The organism is Alteribacter aurantiacus DSM 18675, from assembly GCF_000429705.1.
Taxonomy (GTDB): Bacteria; Bacillota; Bacilli; order Bacillales; family Salisediminibacteriaceae; genus Alteribacter; species Alteribacter aurantiacus.
Genome location: NZ_KE386941.1, coordinates 796,112 through 812,532, shown reverse-complemented (window position 1 = coordinate 812,532; position 16,421 = coordinate 796,112). Strand labels below are relative to the sequence as shown.

General features: G+C 40.1%; 20 protein-coding genes. 6 read left to right on the top strand and 14 right to left on the bottom strand.

Annotated elements, in window-relative coordinates; translation table 11 throughout:
* Positions 1–8 precede the first annotated feature (8 nt).
* From G476_RS0107405 to G476_RS0107390, 4 genes are all read right to left on the bottom strand, one after another.
* Positions 9–425: a TlpA disulfide reductase family protein gene (locus tag G476_RS0107405; protein ID WP_026689539.1), complete on the bottom strand. Its 417-nt coding sequence runs from the start codon at positions 423–425 to the stop codon at positions 9–11.
* Between the two features lie 12 nt (positions 426–437).
* Positions 438–755 carry a thioredoxin family protein gene (locus G476_RS0107400; RefSeq protein WP_026689538.1) on the bottom strand — a complete coding sequence of 106 codons (318 nt, stop codon included), beginning with the start codon at positions 753–755 and terminating at the stop codon, positions 438–440.
* Positions 752–1,393, bottom strand: a complete 642-nt coding sequence (locus G476_RS0107395; RefSeq protein WP_026689537.1) for a cyclase family protein — start codon at positions 1,391–1,393, stop codon at positions 752–754. Before G476_RS0107395 ends, G476_RS0107400 begins: the two co-directional genes overlap by 4 nt.
* Before the next feature lie 486 nt (positions 1,394–1,879).
* Complete coding sequence (locus G476_RS0107390; RefSeq protein ID WP_026689536.1) at positions 1,880–2,071, bottom strand: hypothetical protein; 192 nt, start codon at positions 2,069–2,071, stop codon at positions 1,880–1,882.
* 300 nt (positions 2,072–2,371) lie between these two features.
* Between G476_RS0107390 and G476_RS0107385 the strand changes: the two genes are divergently transcribed.
* Positions 2,372–3,613: a YeeE/YedE family protein gene (locus tag G476_RS0107385; protein WP_245579642.1), complete on the top strand. Its 1,242-nt coding sequence runs from the start codon at positions 2,372–2,374 to the stop codon at positions 3,611–3,613.
* Positions 3,614–3,655: 42 nt separating this feature from the next.
* Here G476_RS0107385 and G476_RS0107380 read toward each other — a convergent pair whose 3' ends face one another.
* Positions 3,656–4,234, bottom strand: a complete 579-nt coding sequence (locus G476_RS0107380; protein WP_026689534.1) for a cysteine hydrolase family protein — start codon at positions 4,232–4,234, stop codon at positions 3,656–3,658.
* A 163-nt stretch (positions 4,235–4,397) separates the two neighbouring features.
* On the opposite strand from G476_RS0107380, the gene G476_RS23250 reads away from it, so the two are divergent.
* The gene (locus G476_RS23250; protein ID WP_035186236.1) at positions 4,398–4,481 is read left to right on the top strand and encodes a YjcZ family sporulation protein; all 84 of its coding nucleotides are present in this window, start codon (positions 4,398–4,400) and stop codon (positions 4,479–4,481) included.
* A 354-nt stretch (positions 4,482–4,835) separates the two neighbouring features.
* On the opposite strand, the gene G476_RS21445 is transcribed toward G476_RS23250, so the two are convergent.
* On the bottom strand, positions 4,836–5,096 hold the full coding sequence (locus G476_RS21445; RefSeq protein ID WP_169720877.1) for a DUF2524 family protein: 261 nt from the start codon (positions 5,094–5,096) through the stop codon (positions 4,836–4,838).
* 132 nt (positions 5,097–5,228) lie between these two features.
* On the opposite strand from G476_RS21445, the gene G476_RS0107360 reads away from it, so the two are divergent.
* Positions 5,229–5,837, top strand: coding sequence for a trimeric intracellular cation channel family protein (locus tag G476_RS0107360; protein ID WP_026689532.1), 609 nt, complete (start codon positions 5,229–5,231; stop codon positions 5,835–5,837).
* A gap of 102 nt (positions 5,838–5,939) precedes the next feature.
* On the opposite strand, the gene G476_RS0107355 is transcribed toward G476_RS0107360, so the two are convergent.
* From G476_RS0107355 to racA, 3 genes are all read right to left on the bottom strand, one after another.
* Positions 5,940–6,386: a TcaA NTF2-like domain-containing protein gene (locus G476_RS0107355; protein ID WP_026689531.1), complete on the bottom strand. Its 447-nt coding sequence runs from the start codon at positions 6,384–6,386 to the stop codon at positions 5,940–5,942.
* A gap of 101 nt (positions 6,387–6,487) precedes the next feature.
* Complete coding sequence (locus tag G476_RS0107350; protein WP_026689530.1) at positions 6,488–6,862, bottom strand: YppE family protein; 375 nt, start codon at positions 6,860–6,862, stop codon at positions 6,488–6,490.
* Positions 6,863–6,911: 49 nt separating this feature from the next.
* Positions 6,912–7,454, bottom strand: coding sequence for a chromosome-anchoring protein RacA (gene racA, locus G476_RS0107345; RefSeq protein ID WP_026689529.1), 543 nt, complete (start codon positions 7,452–7,454; stop codon positions 6,912–6,914).
* A gap of 264 nt (positions 7,455–7,718) precedes the next feature.
* Here racA and G476_RS24020 point away from each other — a divergent pair, with 264 nt between their 5' ends.
* Positions 7,719–7,847 carry a hypothetical protein gene (locus tag G476_RS24020; RefSeq protein WP_281170441.1) on the top strand — a complete coding sequence of 43 codons (129 nt, stop codon included), beginning with the start codon at positions 7,719–7,721 and terminating at the stop codon, positions 7,845–7,847.
* A 160-nt stretch (positions 7,848–8,007) separates the two neighbouring features.
* On the opposite strand, the gene G476_RS21440 is transcribed toward G476_RS24020, so the two are convergent.
* Positions 8,008–8,985 carry a DUF2515 family protein gene (locus G476_RS21440; protein WP_051314695.1) on the bottom strand — a complete coding sequence of 326 codons (978 nt, stop codon included), beginning with the start codon at positions 8,983–8,985 and terminating at the stop codon, positions 8,008–8,010.
* A gap of 129 nt (positions 8,986–9,114) precedes the next feature.
* Between G476_RS21440 and recU the strand changes: the two genes are divergently transcribed.
* On the top strand, positions 9,115–9,723 hold the full coding sequence (gene recU / locus G476_RS0107330; protein WP_026689528.1) for a Holliday junction resolvase RecU: 609 nt from the start codon (positions 9,115–9,117) through the stop codon (positions 9,721–9,723).
* Between the two features lie 14 nt (positions 9,724–9,737).
* Positions 9,738–12,482 carry a transglycosylase domain-containing protein gene (locus G476_RS0107325; RefSeq protein WP_026689527.1) on the top strand — a complete coding sequence of 915 codons (2,745 nt, stop codon included), beginning with the start codon at positions 9,738–9,740 and terminating at the stop codon, positions 12,480–12,482.
* A gap of 274 nt (positions 12,483–12,756) precedes the next feature.
* Here G476_RS0107325 and G476_RS0107320 read toward each other — a convergent pair whose 3' ends face one another.
* The 4 genes from G476_RS0107320 to asnS all read right to left on the bottom strand — a co-directional run bounded on the left by G476_RS0107320 (position 12,757) and on the right by asnS (position 16,175).
* Positions 12,757–13,239 (bottom strand): YpoC family protein, encoded by a 483-nt coding sequence (locus tag G476_RS0107320; protein ID WP_026689526.1) that lies wholly within the window; start codon positions 13,237–13,239, stop codon positions 12,757–12,759.
* On the bottom strand, positions 13,236–13,895 hold the full coding sequence (gene nth, locus G476_RS0107315) for an endonuclease III (protein WP_026689525.1): 660 nt from the start codon (positions 13,893–13,895) through the stop codon (positions 13,236–13,238). The genes G476_RS0107320 and nth overlap by 4 nt, the downstream gene beginning before the upstream one ends.
* Positions 13,896–13,910: 15 nt before the next feature.
* Positions 13,911–14,624 carry a DnaD domain-containing protein gene (locus G476_RS0107310; RefSeq protein WP_051314694.1) on the bottom strand — a complete coding sequence of 238 codons (714 nt, stop codon included), beginning with the start codon at positions 14,622–14,624 and terminating at the stop codon, positions 13,911–13,913.
* A gap of 261 nt (positions 14,625–14,885) precedes the next feature.
* Complete coding sequence (gene asnS, locus G476_RS0107305; protein ID WP_026689523.1) at positions 14,886–16,175, bottom strand: asparagine--tRNA ligase; 1,290 nt, start codon at positions 16,173–16,175, stop codon at positions 14,886–14,888.
* Positions 16,176–16,421: the final 246 nt, after the last annotated feature.

The following is a 16,421-nucleotide window of genomic DNA, read 5'->3' as shown; positions in this document are numbered from 1 at the left end:
TCAACAGGTTAGAGAACGCGACTTAAACTTCCCAAGATCTCTTGAAAAGGTGCTTTATCATTGAAGCTCGCTACAATGTTATGGTTTTTATCCAACAAAAAAGTCGTTGGAACGCTCATGCAACGGTATGAATCATATGTTTTTGTCCCTGTGTCTAGCCCTAGGGGAGCAGTAAAATGATTCTCTTTATAATAGTTAATTCCTGCATCTTGCTCCCCTTCCCGTCCTGTCACGTTAATCATGAGAAGGTCCAATTGATTTGTTTCCATCGCTTTATACAATTGTTCCTTATTCGGCAAATCTCTCATTGAATCAGGGCACCATGACACCCAAAAGGTGAGAAGCAACGCTTTACCTTTATAATTCTCTAACAAAATCGGTTCATTGGTGTCGGGGTTTTTCACTTGTAGTTCAGGTGCTTGCAACAAAACCAACTCCTATTTCGAAATGAATGTTTGAATATGCTCATACATATTGGTTACAGACTCAAAGGCATAAACCTTCTTTACTTCTTTACCTTGATCAATAAAAAGAGCACACGGAACGCTTTTAATTTCAAAGGTTTTCGCAAACTCTGGAAAAAATGAGATGTTACTCTTGTAAACAGGGGCAATACCTCTAATAAGAGGTTCTGTAAGTGTTAAAAAATGCTCAGCAATTCCGCAAGTGCCACACATTGGCGTATGGAAATACACAATTACTTTATTGTGTGCAATCTTCTTTCTTAAATCCTCTTCATGATCACAAACAATCATTTCTTATCCTCACCTGCTTCACCCAAATCTTTTAAAACAGCCCTTACAGGACTTCCATCCCCATCAGCCAAGGGTAATGGAAAACAATAAAGCTCATAAAAGCCTTGCTTCACTTTACTTAAATCAAGACCTTCAACAATCAAGATTTCAGCTTTGTTTAAAGCATGGTGGATAGGTAGCTCTTTTGAGGTGAGCCGATCTACAGATGGAAAATCAACACCGATTAAATGAACACCAGCTTGTTGCAAGAATGGTGGAATTCCTGGATCAATTTCAGGATAACCTTCGTACGTGTGACCTCCATGACTAGTTGTCGTTTTAAACAGAACTTTTTTTACTCCTTTAAAAGGAATCGATTGAATAGAATCTACAGTAATTGTCTTTGCATCCGTAATATCAATTACGACTGCTTCCCCATTAAAAAAGTCGAGAGGTAATTCATCAATCTTCCTCTCTTTTCCATTCACGTGGAATGGAGCATCCATGTGTGTACCTGTATGGGTGCTCATCGTCATTTTCGCAACATTAACACTGTCACCATCGCTTGTTTTCATCATAGGTTCGTATGTAAAAGGTGTATCACCGGGCCATACATTCATCTCAGCTTGAAGCGGTTGAGAAATATCAATCATTTTCATAAGTATTGACCTCCTGCATGTATTGTAATGAGTATATTTTGATTGCAGTATGTAGTGCAACAAACTACGCTTAACCAAAAAAACTATCACTAAAACGATAGTAAAGAGGCACCTTGATTAAGATATAAACTCATCTATTCATTTGACCCTATGTTTAAGTTTAACATTAGAAAGAGAATGAGACATGAGTGTTATATGAAAATCCGGACAATGGGATACAGTGCAAATAAGCCGCTACTCCGTTAGAGAATTGTTCGGACTCCCTTTAAACAATAAAGACACCAAAAAAGGTCGATCTATACCTTTTTCAGTGCCTTCGAATTAACGAACGGATCGGTTGCATGTTTTATAAGCCTGATACGAGTGGTTTTTTCGTAACAGGCGATCTAGTGAGGCCATTGCCATTCAAATAAACGCACAGAAAAATAGTTGGTCTTTCCTTTTTCGGTGGCTTCAACACTACCTTTTGTGTCATAGCCTCTTGTATTAACGTTTTGCTTGTTCATCCATCCAATCCATAAGGGAGTTGATTAGCGATTCGAAGTCTTGATTACTTTCATACCCTTTTAGGAACTCTTCTTTGCTTGTTTCGTCCAGTCTTCTGAATTCATTTTTCACTTCAGAACCTTGGTGTGTAAAGTCTTTTAACTTTCTTCTAATCATCCTTAAATCATCCATGTGTTACCCCTCCTTACTATAATTGAAAATACTGAAAAAGTTCGATCATAAACTATTTCAATGGCTTTGAAGCAATAAGCGTAATTGCCATTTAAATAGAGGCCGTGAAAAAGTCAGGTTACACTTTTTTCAGTAACCTCAGTATGATTCTGTTTCCCTATACTAATCAAACTATAACCTCCACTTTCAAGAAGTGTTTTCCAACAAGGGCATATGAGTTTACATTCTTAAATAAATAAGTTAGGATACGTAAAGACAACAATCCCGATCGCACTTATAGGGATTAATGAGGTGATAGAAGTGAACAATAATCAACTAGCCAAAAAAGAACAAGCGATACACTCGCCCCTTCCACCCATGCAAAAGGGGAATGTTGCAATAGGGACGTTTGCCTTTTTGATTCTTGCATTTGTAAGCTACTTGGTTTCAGGGATTGAGATGGTCATATTATTAAGTTTTGGCCTCGTCTTTGGATTTGCCTTATTTCATGCAAGATTCGGTTTTACTTCAGCATACAGACGATTCGTTGCTGTAGGTAATGGCGAGGCATTACGTGCACATATGCTGATGCTTGCTGTTGCCATTACGTTATTTGCACCAATACTTCACTTTGGAATTGGTTTTTTCGAGGCTGATCCACAAGGATTTGTTTCCCCTGTTGGAACAAGTGTAATCGTTGGATCCTTTTTGTTTGGTATAGGCATGCAATTAGGTAATGGGTGTGCTTCTGGTACCCTTTATTCCATCGGTGGTGGACGTTCATCCATGATTCTTGTGCTTATTAGCTTTATCATTGGATCTGTTATTGGCGCTTGGCACTTTGAATTTTGGACAGAAAGTATGCCTAATATGGCTCCCATCAGCCTTGCAGAAGATACTGGTCTTGGATATTTTGGGGCTTGGTTATTACAAATGGGTATTTTCGGTGGGATTATTCTATTGACTTTCTATGTTAGAAAAAAACGTCGTCCCCCATCTGTGGCGGTTCTTCCATCTACAACAGGCTGGAAACGAATAATACGAGGTGCTTGGCCGATCTGGGTCGCAGCTGTTGTTTTGGCTGTGTTTAACGCTTTAACCTTGATGGTCAGAGGACAACCATGGGGCATTACCGGTGCGTTTGCTTTGTGGGGCTCTCAAATTGCCCAATTGATTGGCATTGACGTCACTCAATGGGGTTATTGGCAAGGCGAGAATGCACAGCAGCTTGAACAATCGGTATTTCATGACTCTACAAGTGTCATGAACTTTGGAGTCATGACCGGAGCCTTTATCGCAGCTGCCGCTGGAGGAATGTTTAGCTTTGCAAAGAGAATTCCCTTAAATATTGCTTTAGCTTCCATTGTAGGCGGTCTATTAATGGGTTATGGGGCAAGGCTTGCTTTTGGATGCAACATTGGTGCTTATTTTGGCGGAATTGCTTCATTCAGTGTTCACGGCTGGGTGTGGATGATTTTCGGTATGTTAGGAACATATGTAGCTTTATTTATCCGACCAATATTCGGCATTAAGAACCCAAGTAAAGACGATAAATTTTGTTAAATCAAAAGCCCGTTCATTCAAATGAACGGGCTTTTTCTACTCTTATTCCTCAATCATTTTTCTTCCGGTTTCCATCATTGTTGCTCCCAAAACGTCTTTAAAGTGACCAAGAGCCCATTCGTGGCCTTTTTGATTAAAACTTTGGACTCCATCTTTATGAATAACGATGTGATACCCTTTGTTGTAAGCATCTACTGCAGTATGAAGGACACAAATATCCGTACAAACCCCCACTAAGTGTACTTCTCTGATGGAGCGCTCAGACAGCTTCTGTTCCAAATTTGTCCCTGTAAAAGCACTGTATCTCGTTTTATCCATCCATAAGAGATGATTTTCTTCTGATTTTAGATAATGATTATAACGATCCCCTAAATCCCCAAACAGTTTTCTTCCTTTTGTGCCTCTAATATTATGAGGAGGAAACAGCTTGTTCTCCGGATGATAATGATCTCCCTCGTCATGAACGTCCACTGCCATAACGACAAAATCTCCATTCGTAATAAATTCCTCGGTTAATGATACGATTCTCTGTTCAATCTGCTGTGCCGGCTTACCACATGTAAGCCGCCCATCATCCGCAACAAAATCGTAGGTATAGTCAATCACAAGTAACGCGCGCATATGATCTGCCTCCTAGAAGTCTTTTCTATATATTATAGCAGTGCAAAATCCTATAGCGCACGGAATTTATTTTCGCTATATGATAACAGCCTATACACTTTGTTCTCCCACTCATATGTTAATTATGAACATCTATCTAATGAAACAAAGGAGGGTTTGTTTCATGTCTGGATACTACAACGGGTTTGCGCTAATTGTTGTGCTTTTCATTTTGCTTGTAATCGTTGGGTCAGCTTACATCTGTTAATTATTTAAAGAAGAGGGTTCCGAATGAGTTCGGAACCCTCTTCTCTTATACATATTAGTCAGATCGTTTCCAGGCATTGTCGTCATAAACCATGATAAACCAATCATGTTTTTTAAGAACGCTGTATTCGTATTGATTGTTGCTTTTTTATTATATTCTTCATCACTAGAATTGTTGTTGAAGCATACGGGCCCTTTACTTTCCGTGGCGGTGCTAGCAAGCCTCCTCGGACTGCGCCCTGTGGGGTCTTGCATTGCCCCCACGGCCACAGGAGTCTTGTGCCCTTCTGCTTCAACTTTTCTTGTATAAAAGCAACAATGCTTCCCAAAACAGCGTTTAAGAAACAATAGAGGATTACATACCTAGGATCATACGGTTTTGGAGCTGATGAATTTGTTGTTCAACTCTCAATAATTGGTCTCTTTGTTCAGGTGAAGCACTACGGATCATTTTTTCAAGCTCGATATGAACGTCATTTAAATGACGCTGGGCATCAGAGAAATCAGCTGGATCACCAGGATTTACCCTCCTTGAATTGTCTAATTGTATTTGCGCTTCATCCATGACGGATCTGATTTCAGTAATAAATTCTTCCATTTGATTATAATTTGCCATATCCATACACCTCACCCTTCATATGTTGTACCTATTATTTTTCCATTACTCATGTTTTATCCAATAAAAATAGGTTGGCACAAACAAAGATACGTGGTACTTTATTCTGGTGCAGAAAGGATGAGCGCAATCGTGACATGGGATCTTTTTAATATTATCGGAACTATTGCATTTGCGTTAAGTGGCGTCATCGTAGCAATGGAAGAGGACTATGACATCATGGGTGTATATATACTTGGCCTTGTAACCGCTTTTGGAGGTGGAGCTGTTCGTAACCTTCTGATTGGACTACCTGTTACTGCCCTTTGGGAACAAGGGACGTTGTTTACCATTGCGTTGATTGTAATGACCTTTGCTTTTGTTTTTCCAATCTGGATTAATAAATGGCTGAAGTGGGGCATGTTTTTTGATGCGATCGGGTTAGCTGCCTTTGCTATTCAAGGAGCACTCTTTGCAAAAGGGATGGGACTCCCGTTAAGCGCAGTTATTGTAGCAGCAGTATTGACCGGAACTGGCGGAGGTATCATTCGTGATATTTTAGCTGGAAGGAAACCACTCGTTTTTCGAAGTGACATATACGTATTATGGGCAATTCTAGGGGGCCTCGTAATTGGCCTTGGTATTGCAAGTTCTACATGGCAACTTGTCATTTTGGCTATGGTCATTGTGACACTTAGGATGCTAAGCGTGCAATATAAATGGCAACTTCCACACAGGCATGTTAAAGAGATTTCACACTAAACATGTAAAAAAGGCTAGGACATAGAAGAATGACGAGCTTAAAATCCGAGTGACTTCCCACTAACGGATTCTAAGAAACACTTCTTCTGTCCCGGCCTTATTTTAATTATCGTGTCTTTCCATTGATACTACTCGGTACGTATCACGAAAAGGTAGAAGGTAGTAGGTACGAATTCTTTCTTCCTCTCCTATTTGACCTCCAGTTTGTTCAATCTTTTCCTCAACTTTGGCACGAACTTCTCCATCATCACTTGCTTCAACCGATGCAACTTCCAGTGAGACCGTTTCTTCAACGATTCGTTGGCTCGCATACTGTTGGTGGTTTCGTCGCTTCATATGGAAAAATTGGGAGTTGGGATAAAGAAATTCCTCGACCGGCCTAAACGATTGTGTGGATAAACTATCCCCCCAAGCTTCTCTAAAAGAGATAATGAATTCTTCGACTTCCTCTGTCGTCTCTTCATCAGCTTCATACCACTCTTTATCATCACATGCAGAAAGAATTATGAGTAGCGATGTCATTAGAAAAATAAACCATTTTTTTTGCAAAACCGTGTCCCTCTCTTCTTCTGTCAATAACCGCTTCAAAGGTTAGTATATCTAAAAAATGTAGCGTGCGCTATGATCTACATAGAAAAGGTCAATGACAATTAGTTGTCATTGACCTTTTCCATATCCGATTGTACTGCTTCAACCGTATAGCGAATCGACTTGTTCGTCTCGATAAAGCGTTTCTTTTTCGTATCTGCCTGAAAGCATGTAACGGCAGTAATGTTAATGTTCTCATGTGCAGCTTCGATTTGTTTTAAATGAATGTACTTAGGCTTTTTAGCAGTGACGTATTCGGCAGCTAATGGCAACCATTGATCACTCGCTTCCCTAACACGATCAGCAAAGGGTTTAACAAATTCATTAAAAGGTGCATTTTCCTTTTGTTTTGCATAGCGTTCGAAATACTGAAGTGCCTCATCATTTAATTTGAGTAATTCATTTGTGAGTGTAAGAAGTCTTTCTTGTTCACTCATACGCTCACCTCCCCTCTTATCGTATCAGACTAAGAGGAAAAGGAACATCCTACTTGAGCATAAATGAAAAGATATTCCCAAACATCCTTTTACGTGTTGGTTTGTTCTTCTTTCCTTTGTTCATATATACAACTTGCTTTTCCTTTTCCGACAAGTTGTCTTCCAAAGACTTTAGTCTGCGGTCCACTGTTCTCAATAGTTGAGACAATTCATCGATTTCCTGACGGTGCTGAAGCATTTGGTATTCAACGACTTCATCAGCCTTCTCGGACAATTTCTTTTCCAATTGATCTACATGGACAAGGATTTGACCAAACCGTTCATTAAAGATATGACTAGACACGATTCCAGTTCGATTCTCATCTTCTTTATCCACCTTCAACCCTTCGATTTTTACGTCCTTTAATCTTTTCCCTTCACTGAGTTGATGATGAATCGATTTGAGCATCATAACTGTTTCCTCATTAAGTACATAATGCCCTAGATCATTGACTTCGCAGTTTATTTTAAAATACTTGATCCACCTTTGAACTGTTGTGGGATTAACCCCAATCTCTTCCGCCACTTTTTTTGTTTTGAAAGCTGTACTCATTTTTAACTCCCCCTCGCTTTCATTTGCTCATATTTTCGCCCTTCCCCTTGCAACTTCCTTTATGGATGACAAAACTAGTTTGTATTCGGCAAAGAAAATGGATGTGCGTAAATTAGACACATGATTTCGACCTTTAAAAGGAAACCTAATAAATGCCCGACAAAGGCTTTTATTTAAAGGGTTACACCTTAAAGAGAACGTTGCATCACCTTTAACGGAGAAAAACATTATTCGGAAAAATCGTTAATGAAAGGAGCGAATACAATGCCCCATAAGAAACAAGCTCAAAACCCGCCTCAAGTAAAGCAACAAGCGAAAAGTCGCCAAGCCTCACAATCTAAAGTTGGTTATGGCGATAAAAAGACAGAAGGACCGGATCAACCAAGCACGTAAAATAAGCAGAGGCTAGGATAGAAAAGTGTTTATGAACGAAAAGCCGAACGATAGTTATACGGGGCAATAAACCGCGTATGAAGGTTGTACGGCTTTCCTGTAAACACTTTCTTAATATCCTAGCCTCTTTTTTTGAAGGTAAGCCTTGTATATAAAGGTTTTATCTTCTTATCTTTTCTTTTACTTTTAAGTAAAGGGTATCCACCATAACGGCAATTTCCATTTGATGAAGCTTTTTTTCATACCATATATTTAATGGTACACTGTTCGTTTTTTTCAATGGCGTTAAATAGCGATCAGGATTTTTTCTAACTGTTAGCGACCAGTCCCGCTCATCCTTTATATGATGATGAATCACGGAGTATGATGCTCTTAAGAGTGGGGTTTTTGGGTACTTTCTCTTTAAAAACTGTTGATAATCCCTCCTTGAACCGGTGTGTACGGTTGTGGCATGAAAGTCATACAATGCTTCTTTTTCATCAGAGTGAAACAACAACCACGCTAGCCTCTTCCCCAATTCAATACGCTTACACACCTTGGTGAATTTGCTCACAGAAGATCCAAATAAATGCCCTTCCTTAGTCGGGAAAAGAACAGTACTAAAGTGAAGACGGTCTTGCCATTTAAATGTAGAAGACCGAAACACATTCTTCCAATAATACGTTTGATTGAGTACAGGCTCTTGAATCAAATGTTGTTCGTTCACGATTAATGCAATCAAAAGCTTCTCTTCGTCTTTTTTTTGCCAAAATTCATGCCATTTTTCAGAAATCCAGTTGCTTACGCCAAATTTGGGCAATAAATGAAAATAAGGCTTTCCTTCTCTTTTCGACCATTCGTACATTAAAAGTTGAGGATAAGCGTCATTGAAGATAAGCCAATTTGCCCTTTCATACGTTAAAAAAAGTTGATTTTCCATTCGCTCATCAAGGAGGATTTGATACGGTTTGCTCTTTAAATCCGTCATGGCCCAGCCTGCATTTCTTGAGACGTAACTAGCCAGATAAGCCCATTTTACTTCTGGGTTTCTGGAATAATACTTTTGATAAAATTCGGTACGTGAAATGTTATCCAAATTGCCTTTGTTCGTTTCTTTTCTGATGGCATCTACAATCATCAATTCTTTTTTATCTTTCATTTATCATCACCCTTTTTAATATGGTTCACCTCGTATAAAAATAGTCACAAAGACTATGGTACTAGGTTTTAACTGTGGTAATATATAGTGATGGTTATGCATAAAGCCATGATAAAAGGGGGATACAACATGGCATTCCGCTATCCTAACGGGAAAAAATTCGAGCCAAAGCGAAACGAAATGAAACCGAAAAGCGTCAAAAAAGATGCACGCTTCAGCAACCGTGGTATGTCCCTTGAAGAAGACATAAATGAAACCAATGAGTATTATTTGACCCATCACATTGCAGTTATTCATAAAAAACCGACGCCACTTCAAATTGTCAATGTGCATTATCCTGCAAGAAGCGCTGCTGTTGTAACGGAAGCTTATTTTCAAAAACCGTCAACAACAGACTATAACGGTGTATATAAGGGTAAACATATCGATTTTGAAGCAAAAGAAACAAAGAACAAACAATCGTTTCCGTTTAAAAACTTCCATGACCACCAGATTGACCACATGAAACGTGTCGTAAGTCAAGGTGGTATAGCTTTCGCCCTTTTACGATTCTCATATTCAGATGAAGTTTTTTTATTGGAAGCGAAGTATCTCATTTCGTTTTACGAAAAAAAAGATCAAACAAGAAAGTCCATGAAAAAGTCGGACATTCAACAATACGGTCATCTTATCCCTCTTGGTTTCCATCCAAGAATCGATTACATTTCTGTTGTGGATAAGCTGATCACAGGTTCATGAAAGGAAGATGAAAGATGTCAGAAGAATACCGTTCTAGACAAGAACGAAAACAAGCAATGCAACAAACATCAAAAAATAAAAAGAAAAGTGGCGGATCGGGAGGCGGCGGTAAATCCCGCTTTAAAAAGATTTTAACTGCACTACTCATTGTTTTTATTGTGATGGTTACTGCTGGTGCCATTACAGTCGTGGCCATGGTTGCCGGCGCTCCTCCACTCGATGAAGAGCGGCTCATTATGAATAACAACCCGGAAATCTATGATATAGACGGTGAGCTTGTGACCACTCTCTCCGGCTCTGAAAATAGACGTATGGCAAACATTGATGATGTTCCTGATGTTATGAAGGATGCGATTATTGCCGTTGAGGACGTTCGTTTCTACGACCACTTTGGAATCGATATGCGAAGACTTGGTGGAGCCGTAGTTGCTAACATTCGTGGAGGTTTTGGTGCTGAAGGTGCAAGTACCATTACGCAACAAGTTGTTAAAAACCTCTACTTGGACTTTGACAAACGACTTTCCCGTAAAATACAAGAACAATATTTAGCTGTTCGTATGGAGCAAAAGTACACGAAAGATCAAATTCTAGAAATGTACTTAAACGTAATTTACCTATCAGATGGTAGGTATGGCGTTGTGGAAGCAGCGGATTACTACTTCAGTAAAGAACTAAGCGACTTGAGTATTGCAGACGCAGCTTTATTGGCAGGTCTTCCACAACGACCAAATGCATATAACCCATTCTCAAATCCGGAACTTGCGGAACAACGAAGAAATATTGTTATTAACCAGATGGAACGTTACGGAAAGATAACGGCTGAAGAAGCTGACGAAGCACGGAACACACCTGTTGAAGATCAACTTAACCAAAGTGAGCGTGACCCTTATCCATATCAAGCATACTTGGATCGCGTTTTAACAGAAGTTGAGAACATCGACGGAATTGACAGTAACGATATTTATTCTTCAGGTATGAAGATCTACACGAACCTTGACACTAGTGCACAAGAACATGTAGAACAAGTGATGCAAACAAACGAATACATTAACTGGCCAGATGATGAGATGAAAGCTGGTATGACATTAATGGATACAACAACAGGGCAAATTACCGCCCTTGGTGGGATAAGGCAGCAAACAACGGAACGACGTACCTATAATTGGGCGACGCAACCTAGAAGACAGCCGGGCTCAACCATTAAGCCAATTCTTGACTACGGTCCTGCTATTGAACACTTGAAATGGTCTACGTACGAGCAAATTAAAGATGAAGAATACAAATATAAAACCATTGACCAAACGATTCGTAATGCTGGACGTGGCTATTTTGGAGATGTGTCTATGCGTTATGCGTTAGCACAATCCTTGAACGTCCCTGCTTTAAAAGCCTTCCATGAAGTAGGCGACCAAAAGGCGAAGGAATTTGGTGAATCACTCGGCATGCCTTTGGATAACATGGGTGAAACGTACGCTTTAGGTGGGTTTACAGATGGAATTTCTTCTCTACAACTTGCCGGGGCCTATGCAGCCTTCGGTAATGAAGGTGAGTTTAACCGCCCTCACACTGTACAAAAAGTCGAATTTGCCAATGGACACTCTATTGATCTTGCACCAGAAAGCAAAAAAGTAATGGAAGATTACACTGCTTTTATGATTTCTGACATGCTAAAAACAGCTGTTACTAACGGTACAGGTTCCCAAGCGGCCATTTCTGGTTTACCTGTAGCAGGAAAAACAGGATCGACCAACTTTACGGATGAAGACCGTCAAAACCACAATATCCCTGATGGTATTGGAGCAGTTCGAGATTCCTGGTTTGCGGGCTATACAACGAAATACACTGCCGCTGTATGGACTGGATACAACTCCCCTTCCGAAGGTGTTGTCAACAGTAATGATGGTTCAAACTTGATTGCTAGACAAATGTTTAAAGAAGTCATGAGTTATGTTCACGACGGTGAAGACACGGCTGATTTCGAACAGCCTGATTCTGTTGTTCGAGTTCCAATCGAACGAGGCACCGGTCTTCTGCCAAGTGACTTTACACCAAGTGATCAAATCATTAACGAATATTTTGTAAAAGGAACGGAACCGTCAAGCGTCTCTGAAGAATATGAGATTGACTCTGACGATCTACCGGTTCCAAGTGTAAATGCTGAATACAATGAGGCAGAACACACAATTGATGTAAGTTGGAGCTTTGATGCAGATGTAGAATCAAACTTTAACTTCGAGCTTGAAGTGAGAGGTCCGGGGGGCGACTATGAGACGATGGATATCACAAGTGATACGTCTTATCGATTATCAAACCCGGAATACGGTGAAACCTACTCTATTCGAGTGACAGCAATATCAGATGAAGATGAGGATCTTCGAAGCGAGCCTGGCACAGTCGAAGTAACGATTCCTGAAGAAGAGGAAGAAGAGCCAGAGGAAGAAGATGGCATTTTGGATGATATCTTCGGAGATGAGGACGAGGCTGAAGAAGGTAACGAAGAAGAGCAAGATGGTTCAGAAGAAGAAGAGCCATCAAATGATGAAGGATCTGACGAAGAAGATGGCTCTGACCAAGGTAATGGTTCTGATAATGGAAACGGGCCTGGTGAAGATAACGGACCTCCTGATAATAGCGACAACAATGAAAATAATGGTAATAACGATAATAACGAACAAGAAGAGTCTCCAGAAGAACCGGAAGAAAGTGAAGATAATGATTCCGGTGACCCGGACGATACAGAACAAGACCCTGAACAATAATGAACGGTGTTTTCGTAAGAATGTTGCTTTTATACATGAAAAGTTGAAGCAGAAGGGCGCAGAGACCCCTGTGGCCGCGACGGTGCTGGCAGCGCATCTTTAGAAGGCTTGCCAGCACCCTATAGAAAGCGAAGGGTCCTTATGCTTCAATCACCATTTAAGTGATAGAAGTTTTATTTAAAAACAACAACCTTTACGAAAACAATCAATATGAAACACAAAACGGATGCCCCCATGTGGAGGGCATCCGTTTTGTGTTTCATATTGAAGCGTCTCACTTTTGTAAAAAGTAGACTGCCAATTTCTTATTGGACTCTACGAACAGTTGGTTTAGGGTTATAAACGCATGATGATGACCAGGAGTATTCATGACAAAAGACAATCTCTCTTTTATATTAAAGGGCGAATAGGGAAGTTCGGCTATATGTTCTTCCACTTCCTTTAATGTAGACACTGGTTCTCCCTTACCCCACATCATCATTTGGATATACCTTTGTATATAGTGGATCATCATCGGTTCAGCTTTGCTTTTATCCCGTTTTTTAAAGGAATCTCTGAGCTCTGGCTCACCATTATTAATCCATTCTTTATAAATCACACTGACCGCTTCTTTGGGCTTTGCCCACGGTTTAATGGAATGTGTCAGGTCTTCAAAGAAAGGAATGTGAGTACTCCCCTCTTCCCAACTCCATTCATATGAATTCTTTGAATAAAAAGGGAGTCTTTGCATACAATCAGGAATGACGAGTTTCTTCACACTTCAATCCCCTTTTTGCGCATTCTTTTCTTCCCTTCCCTGCAAAATTCAAGCAGTGGGCATTCCGGACATTGAGGAGACTGAGCTTTACAATGGTAGCGACCAAAGAAAATGAACCTATGGTGAGAGACGGACCAGTCTTCCATTGGAAGCTTTCTCATCAATGTCTTCTCCACTTCAAGTACACTGTCTTTCCACTTACAAATCCCCAGTCGCTTACTCACTCTCTCTACGTGGGTATCAACTGCGATGGCCGGTTCTCCAAAAGCAACAGAAGCTACAACATTGGCTGTTTTCCTACCTACCCCTGCGAGCTTGACCAATTCATCTCTTTCTCTTGGTATTTCCCCATTATAGTTCTCAAGTAAAGACTGACAAAGCTTTTTTATATTTTTGGCTTTACTTCGAAACAACCCGATTCTTCGTATATCATTTTCAAGCTCCTCTAAAGGAACGTAGATGTAATCCTCTGGAGATTTATATTTCTCAAACAGACCTGGAGTAACTTTGTTCACTAGTGCATCTGTTGCTTGTGCGGATAGTAAAACAGCTATAGTCAGTTCAAATGGGTTGGAGTGAGTAAGCTCGCACTCCGCATCAGGGAACATTTCTCCCATGGTTTCTTGAACATGTTCGATTTGCTTTTTTGTAAGCATCTAATCCTCTCCCTATTAATCACTCTCAAGCCAATTAAATGATGGGTACTTGCGTTTTTCATTGTCTCTCTTCTTATCTGTACCCACCTTTTGGGAACGCTGGCCTCTGATTTTTTCACCGTACTCTCTGGCTTCTTGTACGGTTTTTACACCGTTCTTTTTCCATTCGAACAAAATACGGTCAATGTATCTAAAGTTCAACTTGCTTGATACGACTGACTCTCTTAAGGCAGCCTCAATTAAAATGGTGTCATGACGGTCTTCATCAAGCCACATGGAGATCATCTCTACTTCCATTGGTGACAACGGCCTTGAGAACTCTTCTTCAAAACGACGAAATATTCTTCCTTCATGGTCTTCATTTGAAGGCTTTTCTTGCTTTACAAAGTGTTCTTCTTCCATTTTTTCACATATTTTTTCGTAAAGTGGATCCAAAGAATAAAACTCCATTATTCTTCCATGTTGATCATGACTTTCTTCAATGGACATATATCCTTTACGTATTAATTCTCGAAGAATATGAGCTGTTTCAGACGCATCTAGGCTCATCTTCTCGCTTAATGCTGTTGGAGTAGGGAAGGAATCCCCACCTTGAGCAAATTTCTTAAGATGGATAATTAGCATGATTTCCTGTTCGGTAATGGAAAGCTTGGCATAATAATCGAGTAGCATTGCAGGAAAATGAACGGGTTCCGCTTTAATCAAATTTAAGTATAACTCAGTATTCATCGTGTCCACACCTCCATTACTAGTCTGCACTTAGATGTAAGAAAGAAACAAAAGCCTTCTGTTTACGTGCGGTAAGAAAAGTTGGCTTTTCGCCTATAATAGCATTCCTTTTTTATGATGTCGGTTCCTTTTGAATTGAACTTCCAAGGTCAGGAACTGGATAAAAAAATCCTAAATGAAACGTTATCGACTATTATAAAAATAGATACATTTCAAAGCAATAAAAAAGCCCCGTCTAGACAGGGCTTGTTTTTATTACGTTTACGGGTAAAGTCTGTTGAGTAGACGAGGGAACGGAATCGTTTCTCTTACATGTTCCGTGCCGCATATCCATCCGACAGTTCGCTCAAGTCCCAAACCAAATCCGGAATGTGGTACTGAGCCGTATGTTCTTAGATCCATGTACCACTTGTAAGCATCTTCACTTAACTGATGCTCTTTGTATCGCTTTTGAAGTAAGGCTTCATCATCTATGCGTTGACTTCCCCCAATAATCTCTCCATAACCTTCAGGAGCAATCAGGTCAGCACAGAGGACGACCTCTTCACGATTAGGGTCCGGTTTCATATAGAACGCCTTAATGGATGCAGGATAGTGGGTAATAAAGACTGGCTTGTCGTACTCTTTCGCAATCGCCGTTTCATGTGGCGCACCAAAATCTTCTCCCCATTCGATCTCATGGCCTTCTTTTTGTAAGAATGCGATAGCATCATCATAGGTGATTCTTGGGAAAGGCGCTTTAATGTTTTCTAGCTTGCTGACGTCGCGCTCAAGAGCTTTCAATTCAAGCTTGCAGTTTTCTAAAACGGATTGGATAACGTAAGACACGTAGTTTTCTTGGACTTCCAAGCTTTCATCATGATCCATAAAAGCCATTTCCGGTTCAATCATCCAAAATTCAATTAAGTGACGACGAGTTTTGGATTTTTCCGCACGGAATGTCGGCCCGAACGAAAATACCTTTCCAAGTGCCATAGCAGCCGCTTCCATGTAAAGCTGACCGCTTTGGGACAAGTAAGCATCTTCATCAAAGTATTTTGTATGGAACAAGTTTGTCGTGCCTTCTGCAGAACTACCAGTAAGAATTGGCGGATCTACTTTTACAAATCCTTCTTTATGGAAAAATTCATACGTAGCACGAATAATTTCGTTTCTAACACGCATGATGGCATGTTGTCTTTTAGAACGTAGCCATAGATGTCTGTGATCCATAAGGAATTCCGTTCCGTGCTCTTTTGGTGTGATCGGATAGTCTTTAGAATCATTAATAAGCTCAACGCCTGTAACTGTAAGTTCATAGCCTGACGGAGCACGGTCATCTTCTCTTACGATTCCTGTTACAAATAGAGAACTTTCTTGTGTGATCTCCTTTGCTTGTGCAAAGGCATCCTCTCCTACTTCTGCTTTTACAAGTACACCTTGAATAAAGCCTGTACCGTCTCGCAGTTGTAAAAAGGCAATCTTTCCACTTGATCGTTTATTTGCCAACCAAGCACCTATTGTAACCTTTTCTCCTACATGATTTCCAATTTGTGAAATTGTCGTTTTCATTTGTTACCTCCACTATGTAAAAACTTTCTTTATTTCGGTTCATCACGTGTTTCATTATACCCTTGATAACAGGATAGACGCAACCTAATATACCATGTATACAGCTGTAAAGAGGCTGGGACAGTAGTGTTTTTATGAATCCAAATCAATACGATTGTTTACGGTATAAATAAACCGCTACTGAAGTTATACGTCACTTTCAGCGAGAAGCAAGAATCAACGTATACTTCATCCGCTCTGTTAGCG

Bases quoted from the DNA above. Each gene is read 5' to 3' on its own strand.
- G476_RS0107390 (WP_026689536.1), bottom strand. From the start codon at position 2,071: ATGGATGATTTAAGGATGATTAGAAGAAAGTTAAAAGACTTTACACAC.
- recU (WP_026689528.1), top strand. From the start codon at position 9,115: ATGGCATTCCGCTATCCTAACGGGAAAAAATTCGAGCCAAAGCGAAAC.
- G476_RS21445 (WP_169720877.1), bottom strand. From the start codon at position 5,096: ATGGCAAATTATAATCAAATGGAAGAATTTATTACTGAAATCAGATCC.
- G476_RS23250 (WP_035186236.1), top strand. From the start codon at position 4,398: ATGTCTGGATACTACAACGGGTTTGCGCTAATTGTTGTGCTTTTCATT.
- G476_RS0107395 (WP_026689537.1), bottom strand. From the start codon at position 1,393: ATGAAAATGATTGATATTTCTCAACCGCTTCAAGCTGAGATGAATGTA.
- G476_RS24020 (WP_281170441.1), top strand. From the start codon at position 7,719: ATGCCCCATAAGAAACAAGCTCAAAACCCGCCTCAAGTAAAGCAACAA.
- G476_RS0107380 (WP_026689534.1), bottom strand. From the start codon at position 4,234: ATGCGCGCGTTACTTGTGATTGACTATACCTACGATTTTGTTGCGGAT.
- racA (WP_026689529.1), bottom strand. From the start codon at position 7,454: ATGAGTACAGCTTTCAAAACAAAAAAAGTGGCGGAAGAGATTGGGGTT.
- G476_RS21440 (WP_051314695.1), bottom strand. From the start codon at position 8,985: ATGAAAGATAAAAAAGAATTGATGATTGTAGATGCCATCAGAAAAGAA.
- G476_RS0107325 (WP_026689527.1), top strand. From the start codon at position 9,738: ATGTCAGAAGAATACCGTTCTAGACAAGAACGAAAACAAGCAATGCAA.
- nth (WP_026689525.1), bottom strand. From the start codon at position 13,895: ATGCTTACAAAAAAGCAAATCGAACATGTTCAAGAAACCATGGGAGAA.
- G476_RS0107310 (WP_051314694.1), bottom strand. From the start codon at position 14,624: ATGAATACTGAGTTATACTTAAATTTGATTAAAGCGGAACCCGTTCAT.
- G476_RS0107400 (WP_026689538.1), bottom strand. From the start codon at position 755: ATGATTGTTTGTGATCATGAAGAGGATTTAAGAAAGAAGATTGCACAC.
- asnS (WP_026689523.1), bottom strand. From the start codon at position 16,175: ATGAAAACGACAATTTCACAAATTGGAAATCATGTAGGAGAAAAGGTT.
- G476_RS0107350 (WP_026689530.1), bottom strand. From the start codon at position 6,862: ATGAGTGAACAAGAAAGACTTCTTACACTCACAAATGAATTACTCAAA.